A 14,389-nucleotide genomic window follows, 5' to 3' on the forward strand; every position below is an offset into this window, starting at 1 on the left:
TTAAGATGACACAAAAAGAACTAACACTTCGTATTACAGGAATGACTTGTGCGGCTTGTGCGAGTCGAATTGAAAAAGTGTTGAATAAAATGGACGCAGTGGAAGCACAAGTAAATTTAGCGACAGAATCGGCGAAAGTGCAATATGATCAAGCGACCGTAACACCAGAAGAAATTATCGAAAAAATTGAGAAGATCGGTTATGGTGTGGAAGTGGAAAAAGAAGAGTTTGATATTACAGGAATGACTTGTGCGGCTTGTGCGAGTCGAATTGAAAAAGTATTAAACAAAATGCCTGGGGTTGAAACGGCGACAGTGAATTTAGCAACCGAATCTGCAACAGTTTCATTTTATGCGGGAATGGTAGAGGAAGCAGATATAATTGGAAAAGTGGCTAATCTTGGGTATAGTGCGACAGTAAAACAGTCAAAAGAAGACCAGCGCTCGAAGAAAGAACAAGAATTACAAAAGAAAAAGCGTACCTTAATTATTTCGGCCATTTTATCTGTTCCATTATTAATTACGATGTTAGATCATTTATTTGGTATGACATTGCCAGAAATTTTTATGAATCCGTGGTTTCAATTTGCACTTGCAACACCAGTTCAATTTATTATCGGATGGCAGTTTTATGTTAGTTCCTATAAAAATTTAAAAACAGGTAATGCGAATATGGATGTGCTCGTCTCATTAGGTACGAGTGCGGCTTATTTTTACAGTTTATATGAAGCGATTAAAACGATTGGAACATCTTATGAACCACATTTATATTTTGAAACGAGTGCGATTTTAATTACACTCATTTTATTTGGTAAATATTTAGAAGCTCGTGCGAAAGGAAAAACGACGGAAGCTATTTCGAAGTTATTACAATTGCAAGCGAAAGAAGCACGTGTACTACGAGATGGAGTCGAGACGATGGTGCCTTTAGAAGAGGTTGTCGTATCAGATGTTTTAGTAATTAAGCCAGGTGAAAAGGTGCCTGTAGATGGGGTTGTGTTAAAAGGAACGACTGCTGTCGATGAATCGATGTTAACGGGGGAATCCATCCCGGTGGAAAAACAAGTTGGCGCCGACATGATTGGTGCGACGATGAATATAAATGGAACGATTGAAATGGAAGCGACAAAGGTCGGAAAAGATACGGCATTAGCTTCGATTGTAAAGGCGGTAGAAGATGCACAAGGTGATAAAGCGCCAATTCAACGTATGGCAGACGTTATTTCGGGTTATTTCGTACCGATTGTCGTTGGCATTGCGGTGATCACATTTATCGTTTGGATCACACTCGTTTCTCCAGGGCAATTTGAGTCGGCATTAACGGCAGGGATTGCTGTCTTAGTTATTGCATGTCCATGTGCATTAGGATTAGCGACACCGACATCGATTATGGTCGGGACTGGAAAAGGTGCCGAAAACGGTATTTTATTTAAAGGTGGCGAACATTTAGAACGGACACATGAATTAACGACGATCGTATTTGATAAGACTGGTACGATTACGAAAGGAACACCTGAGTTAACAGATTTCACTGGCGATGATAGAGTATTACAACTTGTCGCAAGCGCTGAAAAAGGTTCGGAACATCCACTTGCAACAGCAATTGTCTCTCACGCAGAAGCGCGAAATGTCGAACTATTAGAGACAGATCATTTTGCCGCGATTGCAGGTCATGGAATTGAAGCGACATTTGGGGAAGATGACGTATTAGTTGGAACTAGGAAATTAATGTATGATCGTGGGATTGATGTTGCACATGTAGAAGATGAGATGCAACAATTTGAAATAGATGGAAAAACAGCAATGCTTATTGCAGTAAATGGCGAGTTTTCTGGTATTGTTGCCGTAGCTGATACGGTGAAAGAAACAGCGAAAGAAGCGATGGCAATTTTACATGAGCAAGGATTAGAACTTGTCATGTTAACAGGAGATAATGAGCGAACAGCAAATGCAATTGCTCGTCAAGTCGGCATTGATCGTGTCATTGCGGAAGTTTTACCAGAAGAAAAAGCGGAGAAAATCAAACAGTTGCAAGCAGAAGGGAAAAATGTTGCAATGGTAGGTGACGGGGTAAACGATGCGCCGGCACTTGCAATAGCGGACATTGGGATTGCGATTGGAACAGGAACTGAAGTAGCTATTGAAGCTGCAGACATTACCATTTTAGGTGGAGAATTATTACTTATTCCAAAAGCGATTCGCTTAAGTGCAGAGACAATTAAAAATATTAAGCAAAATTTATTTTGGGCGTTCGGGTACAATACGATTGGTATTCCTATTGCAGCGTTCGGATTACTTGCCCCTTGGATCGCTGGAGCGGCAATGGCATTTAGTTCTGTCAGTGTAGTATTAAACTCTTTACGTTTAAAGAGAGTAAAAGTATAAATTTTATATAGGAGAGTGGAAAAAATGGCAGTAACATTAAAAGTAGAAGGCATGAGTTGTGGACATTGTGAAAAAGCAGTAAAGGGTGCTTTAGGAAATGTAAAAGGGGTAGAAGATGTGCAAGTCGATTTAGCGGCGAAAACAGTGAAGGTGGAATATGACGAGGAGAATGTCACAATTCCACAGTTAGCTGAAGTGATTGAAGACCAAGGATATGACGTGGTCGAGTAAAATCATTGCATGCGTTTCATACTCTTTGAATGAAATGATGCGGTAAAACACTTTAGTTTTGAAGAGGAAAAATGAAACGAATTGTTAAAGTTGTTTGATTGTTGAGTAGAATAGTCAGGATGACACAGTGATGCGGATAAGTGTTACTGTGTCATTTTTTGTAGATGTTTGAACCGCTAAACAGAAGCGATAACGCGGGGAGCAGATGCAATGAAGCGATAAATAGAAGCAATAACGTGGGGAGTAGATGCAATGAAGCGTCAAACAGAAGCAATAACGTGGGGAGTAGATGCAACGAAGCGTTAAACAGATGCAATAAAGTGGAAAGCAGATGCAATGAAGCGAAAAACAGAAGCAATAAAGCTGTAAACAGATGCAATGAACCGCTAAACGGATGCGATAAACGAAATTCAGATGCAACGAAGCGCAAACAGATGCAACAAACAAATTTCAGATGCAACAAATGCAAAAGCAGATGCAATAAATGAAATTTAGATGCAACAAATGCGAAAACAGATGCAATGGAGCGCAAAACAGATGCAATAAATGAAATTTAGATGCAACAAAGCGGAAAACAGAAGCGACAAACCTCAAAACAGATGCAACGAACCGCCAAACAGACGCGATAATTTTCATAAAAGTTTTAATTGCTAAAATGTTCGTTCCAATCGTAAACTTTCATTGCCAAGGTGCATTAAATACGAACGTGAGCGGTAATTTACGTTCCATCCAACAATGGCAACGCTTTTATCGGAATGATATAATAAATGGCAGATAGGAGTGGGTAAACATGATTTCAGAAATGAAGCAAACGACCTTTCCACGTATCGATGATGCGAAATGGCGTGAAGTTGCTGAAGCATCGTTACGAGGATTACCATTTGAAAAACTAATTACAAAAACATTAGAAGATATTGACATTAAACCATTATATACAAAGGAAGCGTTCGAACAACAATATGCAGACAAACATGATGCAATGTTAAAGACAATTCGAAAAGGAATCGGTTCCCCGAACTGGACGATTGCTCAACGTTCGTATGCAAAAGATGGTGCTAAATTTTTAGAAGAATCGATGATTGCCATTGAAAAAGGGAACGAAGCCATTGTTTATGACGGAGCACATGGTGTCGTTTGGACAGACGATCAACTGAAGAAATTAGCAACGCTCATGACGAAATATCCAATTTATGCATTCCAAGTACATAGTAATGACGATTTTTTAACCGTTTTCAATCACATTAATGAGTCTGATCGTGCCCTTGTTCAAGGTGCTGTAACAGGTTATGACATCGATTTGCCTAGTGGGTATGACAATGTTCGTACAGTAGTAGCAGATTTAGTCGAAGATCATGACCGTGGGGCAGATATTGTTACGGAATTGGCGCTTACATTAGCGATTGCGACAGAACAATTAGAAGAATATGATTCTTTTACTGCATTTGCGAATGATTTCATCGTGCGGTATGCTATCGATACGAATTTCTTTATGGAAATCGCGAAACTTCGCGCATTCCGTTTATTATGGCAAACATTAGCGGAAGCATATGGGGAGAAAGAAGCGCCGAATGCAAGCATTTATACAGAAACATCTTTACGTACCTATTCAAAATTGGATATGTATGTAAACTTACTTCGGGCAGGAAACGAAGCGTTTTCGGCTGTACTAGGTGGGGCAGATGTGGTGACCGTCCATCCACATGATGTGTTGTCAGCAATTACACCGCAGTCCGAACGAATTGCTCGTAATGTACAACTCGTTATTAAAGAAGAAACATTTGTCCATTATGTGTTAGATCCAGCTGGTGGTTCGTATTATATAGATACTTTGACAGACCAGTTAGTGGAAAAAGCTTGGAAAGCATTTTTAGAGATAGAGGATAAAGGTGGCTATTTAGCATATGTAAATAGTGATACTTATAATGAAAAAATTGCCTCCTTATATGAAAAGCGACTGACATTATTAAGTACACATAAAGCTTCATTGATTGGAACGAATATGTATGCTGACTTAGAAAATGTGATCGAAGACGAACATCCAACATTAGTAGTAGAAAATCGCTTAGCAGAACCGTATGAAAACGTCCGAAAATATTTTACAGAAAATCAACCAAATGTTGTTTTACTAAACTTCGGTATGTTAAAAGATTACAAACCTCGTGCAGATTTTGCCAAAGGATTTTTAGCAGCAGCTGGTATTGAAATAAGTGCTGAACCAGCATTTACCACAGCGGAAGAAGGAGCGAAATGGGCGATGGAGCATCCATTTGATTATGCGATTATTTGTGCTTCTGCAAAAGAAACAGAGACATTTGTCGATGGTTTTGTAGCTCATTTCCCGGGTAATAAAAAAGTGGATGTAGCAGGAAAATATGCACCGGAACTTGTAGAAAAATGGCAAGCAAAAGGAATCCATGGTTTTATATGGAAAGGACAAGATCAATTAGAAAAGTTCCAAATGTTACAACGTCTTTTAGAAAAGGAGGGGTGTTAAATGATGAAACCGAACTTTAAAGATGTTCAACCGAAATTAACGGCAGATATGGAAAAAGTAGTTCAAGAAGTTGCCGTTGAAACGAATGAAGGCATTTCAGTGAAAAATGTGTACCGTAAAGAAGATGTGCAACATCTAAAACATTTACATGATTATGCTGGAGTGGCCCCGAATACGCGTGGACCATATCCGACAATGTATGTGACACGTCCTTGGACGGTAAGACAATATGCAGGATTCTCGACAGCAGAAGAAAGTAACGCATTTTACCGTCGTAACTTAGCGATGGGACAAAAAGGACTATCGGTTGCGTTTGACCTTGCCACACACCGTGGTTATGACTCCAATCATGAGCGAGTACATGGAGATGTTGGAAAAGCAGGAGTAGCAATTGACTCTGTGGAAGATATGAAAATTTTATTCGACGGTATTCCATTAGATGAAATGTCTGTATCCATGACGATGAATGGGGCGGTATTACCAATCATGGCGTTTTATATTATCGCGGCAGAGGAACAAGGGGTCCCACCTGAAAAATTAGCGGGAACGATTCAAAATGATATTTTGAAAGAATATATGGTTCGTAACACATATATTTTCCCACCTGACATGTCGATGAAAATTATTGCGGATATTTTTGAATATACGTCAAAATTCATGCCGAAGTTCAACTCGATTTCCATTTCGGGGTATCATATGCAAGAAGCGGGAGCAACGGCAGACATTGAATTAGCGTACACATTAGCAGATGGGCTGGAATATGTACGAACTGGGTTAAAGGCTGGAATTGATGTCGATTCATTCGCCCCAAGATTGTCGTTTTTCTGGGCGATCGGAAAAAACTATTTTATGGAAGTGGCGAAAATGCGTGCTGCACGTCGTATGTGGGCACAAATGATGCAAACCTTTCATCCCAAAAATGCCAAATCACTTGCATTACGTACCCACTCTCAAACATCTGGTTGGAGTTTAACCGAGCAAGATCCATTCAATAATGTGACACGTACATTAATCGAGGCGAATGCTGCGGCGATGGGACATACACAAAGTCTACATACGAATGCATTGGATGAGGCGATTGCCCTTCCGACAGATTTCTCAGCGAGAATTGCACGTAATACACAATTGTTTTTACAAGAAGAAACGATGATGACGAACGTAGCAGATCCTTGGGGTGGTTCGTATTATGTCGAAAAATTAACAGACGAGTTAATGGAAAAAGCTTGGGATTTAATTGAAGAAATTGAGGAGTTAGGTGGTATGGCTAAAGCGATCGATACTGGCCTACCAAAATTAAAAATTGAAGAAGCAGCGGCGAAGCGTCAAGCACAAATTGATTCGCAAACAGAAACGATTATCGGCATGAACAAATATCAATTAGAGGAAGAGGAACCGATTGATATTTTAGATATTGATAATACAGTTGTACGTGAAAAACAGATTGAACGGATCGAAACGATGAAAGCCAATCGGGATGAACAAGAAGTTCAACGTTTATTACAAGAATTGACAGAAGCAGGACGTACAGGTGAGAAAAATTTACTTGCATGTGCGGTAGATTGTGCGCGAGCTCGTGCGACTATCGGAGAGATATCGGATGCAATTGAAGCTGTATCCGGACGACATAAGGCGGTGATTCAGTCAGTGAGTGGTGTATATAGTTCCAATTTTGATAACCAAGAGGAAATCGAAGAAATGCAACGAATGACAGAGGAATTCTTAGAAAACGAAGGAAGAAGGCCACGTATTTTAATTGCGAAAATGGGGCAAGACGGACATGACCGTGGAGCAAAAGTGGTTGCATCTTCTTATGCAGACTTAGGGTTTGATGTCGATATTGGGCCACTTTTCCAAACACCGGCAGAAACTGCGGCACAAGCTGTTGAAAACGATGTGCACGTTATCGGGGTAAGTTCATTAGCAGCAGGACATAAAACATTAGTACCTCAATTGAAGGCAGAGTTAGAAAAATTAGGCCGGGATGATATTTTAATTATCGTTGGTGGAGTGATTCCAGCCCAAGATTATGAAGCATTATATGAAAGCGGCGCAGTAGCTATTTTCGGACCAGGTACAGTCATTCCAGTCGCATCGCAAATTATATTGGAGGAAATTTACAAGAAGCTGGGATACGAGGAAGTGGAAGAATGAGCCACAAAAAAAACGAAGACAAGTCACATAAAAAAGATAGTGCATTGCACGTCATGGGTGGTATTCATAGCTCCCATGACGGCATGAAACGAAAAAAACGTCGTCGTTTTGTAAAAAAAGAAACTTCTGTAAATATCGATTCGTTATTTGATTCGATTGCCGCTGGTTCCAGAAATGATTTAGCGCGTGGGATTACGTTGATTGAAAGCATGAAACGAAGTGACCATGATCTGGCGCAAAACTTGCTCCAAAAAGCATTGCCACACACGGGAGAAAGTGTTCGTATTGGTGTAAGTGGGGTACCTGGTGCTGGAAAAAGTACATTTATTGAAACGTTTGGGCTTATGCTAGCGGATAAAGGACATAAAGTTGCTGTTCTTGCGATTGATCCAAGCTCTGCCGTTTCCGGTGGGAGTATTTTAGGGGATAAAACACGCATGGAGAAATTGACGAATCATCCGAATGCATTCATCCGTCCTTCTCCGACTTCGGGTACCCTCGGAGGAGTCCATCGTAAAACACGTGAGACGATGCTTTTATGTGAGGCAGCAGGTTTTGACATTATTTTAATCGAAACAGTTGGGGTTGGTCAAAGTGAAATTGCCGTACGAAATATGGTCGATTTTTTTGCGATGGTTGCCATTACCGGTGCGGGTGATGATTTACAAGGAATGAAAAAAGGGATCATGGAAATTACAGATCTCATTATCGTTCATAAAGCAGATGGCGATAATGTCCGCCGTGCGAAACGAACAGCCAGGGAATTCAAGCAGATTTTACATTATTTACAGCCAGCTACACCTGGTTGGTTATCGACTGCAATTCCGGTATCCTCTTATGAAAAAACGGGACATGAAGAAGTGTGGGAAACGATTCATGATTTCCGGGAAAAAGTGATGGAAACTGGATACTGGGATGACCGACGTAAAAATCAAGTGAAAAATTGGTTCCATGATATGATTTATGAAGAACTTGTCGAACAGTTTTTCCGTCGTGATGGAGTAAAAGAAAAAGTAGCTCAATTAGAAGCAAAAATTTTAGCCGATGAATTGCCAGTGACAAAAGCGATGGAACTGTTATTTCAAGAGGAATAGTAAAAAACGCGTCGGTAAAGACCGAAAGCGAAAGAACGATGGGACAACATATGGTGTTGGTGGAAAAATCCACCGGTACCTTTTTCTTTTTTTAAAAATAGCCCTAGCGAAGATATGCAAGCACTACAACGTCATGAAATTGCCCAAAACGACGATTTTATTTAAAAAAGTGCAAAGCTGTCGGATGCTACCAATCTTTTTGGTGGATGAAATATACGAATTACTCGTACAAATTTACTTTACCGCGTTTCCTTTCATCTATACCGTGTTGAAACTTCTCCTATGATACATGTAGAATAAAGGAAAGGATAGGAATGGAGGGCTATAGAATGGAGGAAAAACGATCGACATGGAAACAAGTAACCCTTTATTATTATATAACGATCATTGTTGCCACTGCACTCATATTGGGACTTGCGCCAATAGATGACTCGATTGATGGTCCCATCATTATCATTCTCGCAATATATTTACTCGGATTTCCAGTTGTTTTACGTTATACATATCGCTATGCACTACATATTTTTTTATTCATGCTGGCATTTATTACTGGATTGTACGGCTTCTATCATTTGTCTGTGGATCATCACTCCTTGTCAAACGCATTATATTTTACCTTTCGACTTTATTTACTCGATTTTGCGGATGTATTCACGGTGGATGGAACGAGTCCGACACAGTATCCTTTATTACTCGAAATAGCCCGCTGGTCTGCGGCGTCTTACACGATATCAACGGTTTTCATTGCGATGTACCGGACATTAGAAATGAGGTTTTTGCTGTTTCGTGTACAACGATTCGGGAAACATTATGTTATTTTTGGCTATCATGAAAAAAGCCATTTATTGATAGAAGATTTACGACATCATCGGGAGACGGTCGTCGTTATAGATGAGGATTTTTCTATAGATGCTATACAACGGCTGGAAGAAATGGGGGTAATCGTCCTGCCAACAGCGATCCATGACCAAACTATTTTTTCAAAAAGTGCTGTCCATAAGGCAAAATCTGTTTTATTATTTGAGGAAAAAGATCAGGACAGTTTATACACATTAATGGAATTAGAAAATTTTGTAGAACGTCATAAAAAGCCGATGCCATTACAAAAATTAATTATCCATTTAGAAAATGTTCGTTATCAAAAAGAATTAACGTCGTTTATCGAAAATATGGAAGGATTTTCATTCCATGTCGAAATAATAAATGTATACCATATGCTTTCCGTTAAATTTTGGCAAGAACATGAGCATATATTTACGAAGTCAAAACGATTAGATGTATTAGTTGTCGGGAATGGAAAAATCGGGACACAAATGGTCGCCGAAGCTGAAAAGATGTATGAAAAGCAACATGTATCGATCCCTTTTTCACTCACCGTTTTAGGGGATTTTCCTAGAAAAACGTCTACTGGCAATCAAATACATCTCCCATTTCATGCAGAGACAGATGAACTTGTCACAGTAATCGAAAATGAAGAAAAGGATTTTACACATATTTTCATTTGTTTGGAAGAAGATTATGTTGATTTAATGGAGGGCATCGATTTATCGGAAATCTTTCCGGAAACGCCTATTTTTATGAATTTTTCTGATAAAATGATCGACCATACATTTAAAATTGTGACGACAGAAAGTGAAAAAACATTGTACAGTATGGGGACATTGAAAGATGTATTAACGAAAGAAATGTTACAGTTGTAGAAAAACTAGCAGCAATACGCATGACACTTCTAGCTTTTTGTATAAAAGAGGGCTTAAAAATCGATGTGGAATAGATAGAATTTCAAAAAAATATAGGTATGCCTCACAATGATGTAGGTCATATTTTTTTCATTCGTTCATATTATAAAAAGAAAGTGACGAAGCCATGTTACGTAAATGAACAAGTTAGAGTCATCTCATTGTGAGGAATTTTCCCTGACGAATAAACAGGTATGACCATTATTTTTTATGAAATGAAAAAAACTTCCTGAATAGATTAGTCATCAAGAATATGCACCAAATGCGCATACATTCGACAAAACGATACACTTTATGTTGAATATTTTTCCGAAAAGACGAATCTTTTTAAAAATTTTAGAATGTAACCGTTGCCAAAACGAAAGAAATCGTTTATAGTAATGATAGTATAATTTTTTTATTTTCCCACTTCATGAATGAGGGTTCATTCAAGCGGTAGCATGAAGCAAAGAAAAAGTTCGTGTTTTGTCGCATAAAAAATAAATGATGCTTCATTCAATATGTGGCTATATAAAAAAGAACAAACAAAGATGTAAGGAGGATTACAATATGACACATCGTATTAAAAGGGCTGCAGTATTAGGTTCTGGTGTGATGGGTTCGGCGATCGCTGCGCATTTAGCGAACAATGGAATCCCAACAATCATGCTTGATATTGTACCTAGAGATGTCACAGAAGATGAAAAGAAAAAAGGATTAACGTTAGAAGATAAGGCGGTAAGAAACCGAATTGCACAAGCAGGGAAACAGGCGTTATTAAAACAAAAACCATCACCAATTACATCAAAGAAAAGTTTGGACTTAATTACAGTAGGTAACTTAGAAGATGATTTAGAAAAACTAGCAGACGTTGATTGGATCGTCGAAGTTGTCGTGGAAAATTTAGACATTAAAAAGCAAGTATATGCAAATATCGACAAAGTAAGAAAAGAAGGTACGATTGTATCATCCAATACATCCGGAATTTCCGTAGAAGCGATGATTGAAGATTGTTCAGAAGACATGAAAAAGCATTTCTTAGGAACGCATTTCTTCAATCCACCACGTTACTTAAAACTATTAGAAATTATTCCGACGCAACATACAGATGAAGAAGTATTAAACTTCATGAAACAATTTGGAGAAGACGTATTAGGAAAAGGTGTCGTCGAAGCAAAAGATACGCCGAACTTTATCGGAAACCGAATTGGAACTTACGGTTTATTAGTAACCGTACAAGAAATGTTGAAACAAGGACTATCAATTGGAGAAGTTGATTCTATTACAGGTCCACTTATCGGCCGTCCGAAAAGTGCTACATTCCGAACATTAGATGTGGTCGGATTAGACACATTCATTCATGTTGCAAATACAGCATATGAAAAAGTGGAAGGCGAAGAAAAGAAAGTATTCGAAATTCCATCGTTTATGAAAGAAATGAATGAGCGCGGTTGGTTAGGTGCAAAAGCGAAGCAAGGATTTTTCAAGAAAGAAAAAGGGGAAAAAGGAAGCGTCATTTTAGAGATTGACCCAGAAACATTCGAATATAGCGAACAAAAGAAATTAAAAACTGCTGCGATTGAAATGGCGAAACAGCAAAAAGGAACACGTAAGAAAATTAAAGCAGTCGTTTCTCAACAAGGAGACAAAGCAAGTGATTTCTTATGGAGTATCTTAAAGCCAACCTTATTATATAGTGCAGAGTTAGTAGGTGAAATTGCTGATGACCTAACACAAATCGACAATGCGATGAAATGGGGATTCGGCTGGCAGTTCGGTCCATTTGAAACATGGGACGCTATCGGTGTTCGTAAATCGGTCGAACGTATGAAGGCGGATGGAGAAACAATTCCGGCTTGGGTCGAAACATTACTGGAAAAAGGAAATGAAACGTTCTATAAGCAAGAGAATGGAAACGTTTACTATTTTGACAAAGAAGACTATGCACAAGTTGCCTTCAATGAAAAGGAAATTAATATTCGTCGTTTAAAAGAAACAAATGACGTCATTATGAAAAATAATGGAGCAAGTTTAGTCGATATCGGTGACGGGGTTGCATTATTAGAATTTACATCACCGAACAACTCGATCGGTATGGATGTTATTCAAATGATTAATAAATCTATTGAAGAAGTAGAGAAAAACTATGAAGGACTTGTGATTGGGAACCAAGGGAAAAACTTCTGTGTTGGTGCGAATTTAGCGCTAATGTTAATGGAAGCACAAGACCAAAACTTCTTTGAATTAGATATGGTCATTCGTCAATTCCAAAACATGACACTAAATATTAAATATAGTGAAAAACCAGTAGTAACAGCACCATTTAATATGTCTTTAGGTGGTGGAGCAGAAGTAACTTTACCAGCTGCAAGTGTTCAAGCTTCTACAGAAACCTATTTAGGATTAGTAGAAGTAGGAGTTGGATTAATCCCAGGTGGTGGAGGAACGAAAGAATTATATTTAAAAATGCTTCGTGACATACCACAAGGTGTTAATTTTGACTTAATGCAAGTAGCGAATACAGTGTTTGAACGTGTAGCCACAGCTGCAGTATCGACTTCAGCAGAAGAGGCACGCGAAAACGGATTTTTAAATCGTTATGATGGCATTAGTGTGAATCCTGACCATCTATTACACGATGCAAAACAACGTGTATTAGGTTTAAGCAAATTAGGTTATAAAGCACCGAAACCTGAGAAGATTCCAGTTGTTGGAGATGCAGGATATGGAGCAATGCTATTAGGAGCGAAAAACTTACACTTAAGTGGATATGCATCTGAACATGATCTAAAGATTGCGGAGAAATTAGCATATGTTATTTCTGGTGGACGAATTAATGAAGGATCACTGATCGACGAAGAAACGATGTTAGCATTAGAGCGTGAAGCTTTCTTAAGCTTAATCGGTGAGCCGAAGACGCAAATGCGTATGCAACATATGTTATTAAAAGGAAAACCATTACGTAACTAATCATAGATGAAAGTTTTGAAAAAGAAGGAGGAATTTTCGTGAGAGAAGCAGTCATTGTTGCAGGAGCAAGAACCCCTGTAGGACGTGCGAAACGAGGGTCACTTGCACATGTTAGACCAGATGATTTAGCTGCGATTACAGTAAAAGAAACATTGAAACGTGCAGGAAATTACGACGGAAATATCGATGATGTCATTTTTGGTAATGCGATGCCAGAAGCAGAACAAGGAATGAATATGGCGAACAATATCGCTGGACTTGCTGGATTGAAAGAAGAGACACCAGCACTGACGATTAACCGTTATTGTTCGAGTGGATTACAAAGTATTGCATTCGGTGCAGAACGTATTATGTTAGGACATAGTGATACGATTTTAGCTGGTGGAGCAGAGTCGATGAGTTTAATTCCGATGGGTGGACATGTCATTAAACCGAACTCATCCTTAGTAGAAAATGCACCAGAATACTATATGGGAATGGGACATACGGCAGAAGAAGTTGCAAATCGATACGGTATTAGCCGTGAAGAACAAGACAGTTTTGCTGTAGAAAGTCATCGAAAAGCAGAAGCGGCAATTAAAGCTGGAAAGTTTAACGACGAAATTGTCCCTGTGGAAGTAACGAATCGCTTCGTCGGTGCGAAACATAAAATTGAAGAAACGACTCGTATGTTTGAAATGGATGAAGGTGTTCGTCCAGGAACAACAGTAGAAGTATTAGGGAAACTACGCCCGGCATTTAATGTTCGCGGTTCAGTAACAGCTGGTAATGCCTCACAAATGAGTGATGGTGCTGCATCTGTTTTATTAATGGACCGCGAGAAAGCAGAGGCTGAAGGTTTAAAGCCGTTATTAAAATTCCGTTCATTTGCAGTTGCCGGTGTAGCACCTGAAGTGATGGGAATTGGTCCTGTTGCAGCTGTGCCGAAAGCGTTAAAATTAGCTGGTTTAGAATTATCAGATATAGGCTTATTTGAATTAAACGAGGCGTTTGCATCTCAGTCGATTCAAGTAATGCGTACGTTAGACTTAGATCCAGAAAAAGTTAACGTAAATGGTGGAGCAATTGCACTTGGTCACCCACTAGGAATGACAGGAACGAAATTGACGTTATCGATCATGCATGAAATGATTCGTCGTAACGAACAATTCGGAGTTGTCACAATGTGTATCGGTGGCGGAATGGGTGCTGCTGGAGTATTTGAATTACTTTAATTTGGTGTAAAACTTTCCGCAAAAATCGCTGTTGCGTCTTATAACTCCCATTATCGATAGACCGTAATTTTTGCGGAAGTTTTCATATATGAAAAACCTCTTAAATATTTTCATATTATTCGTGGGGTTGTTG

Annotated in this window: 8 protein-coding genes; all 8 read left to right on the forward strand. The window is 39.0% G+C overall.

What is annotated here, in order from left to right; all coding sequences use genetic code 11:
- Positions 1–5 precede the first annotated feature (5 nt).
- The 8 genes from WKT09_RS08520 to WKT09_RS08555 all read left to right on the forward strand — a co-directional run bounded on the left by WKT09_RS08520 (position 6) and on the right by WKT09_RS08555 (position 14,256).
- Positions 6–2,384 (forward strand): heavy metal translocating P-type ATPase, encoded by a 2,379-nt coding sequence (locus WKT09_RS08520; protein WP_340415641.1) that lies wholly within the window; start codon positions 6–8, stop codon positions 2,382–2,384.
- A 24-nt stretch (positions 2,385–2,408) separates the two neighbouring features.
- Positions 2,409–2,615 (forward strand): copper chaperone CopZ, encoded by a 207-nt coding sequence (gene copZ / locus WKT09_RS08525; protein WP_340415642.1) that lies wholly within the window; start codon positions 2,409–2,411, stop codon positions 2,613–2,615.
- Between the two features lie 790 nt (positions 2,616–3,405).
- Positions 3,406–5,109: a methylmalonyl-CoA mutase family protein gene (locus tag WKT09_RS08530; RefSeq protein ID WP_340415643.1), complete on the forward strand. Its 1,704-nt coding sequence runs from the start codon at positions 3,406–3,408 to the stop codon at positions 5,107–5,109.
- Positions 5,110–7,260, forward strand: coding sequence for a methylmalonyl-CoA mutase (gene scpA, locus WKT09_RS08535; protein WP_340415644.1), 2,151 nt, complete (start codon positions 5,110–5,112; stop codon positions 7,258–7,260). It abuts the gene before it with no gap.
- Positions 7,257–8,354, forward strand: a complete 1,098-nt coding sequence (gene meaB, locus WKT09_RS08540; protein WP_340415645.1) for a methylmalonyl Co-A mutase-associated GTPase MeaB — start codon at positions 7,257–7,259, stop codon at positions 8,352–8,354. Before scpA ends, meaB begins: the two co-directional genes overlap by 4 nt.
- A gap of 329 nt (positions 8,355–8,683) precedes the next feature.
- Positions 8,684–10,054 (forward strand): NAD-binding protein, encoded by a 1,371-nt coding sequence (locus WKT09_RS08545; RefSeq protein ID WP_340415646.1) that lies wholly within the window; start codon positions 8,684–8,686, stop codon positions 10,052–10,054.
- Positions 10,055–10,642: 588 nt separating this feature from the next.
- A complete protein-coding gene (locus WKT09_RS08550) occupies positions 10,643–13,042 on the forward strand; it encodes a 3-hydroxyacyl-CoA dehydrogenase/enoyl-CoA hydratase family protein (RefSeq protein WP_340415647.1) in 2,400 nt (799 codons plus the stop codon).
- 38 nt (positions 13,043–13,080) lie between these two features.
- A complete protein-coding gene (locus WKT09_RS08555; RefSeq protein WP_340415648.1) occupies positions 13,081–14,256 on the forward strand; it encodes an acetyl-CoA C-acetyltransferase in 1,176 nt (391 codons plus the stop codon).
- Positions 14,257–14,389: the final 133 nt, after the last annotated feature.

It is taken from the genome of Pseudogracilibacillus sp. ICA-222130, from assembly GCF_037892545.1.
GTDB lineage: Bacteria > Bacillota > Bacilli > Bacillales > Amphibacillaceae > Pseudogracilibacillus.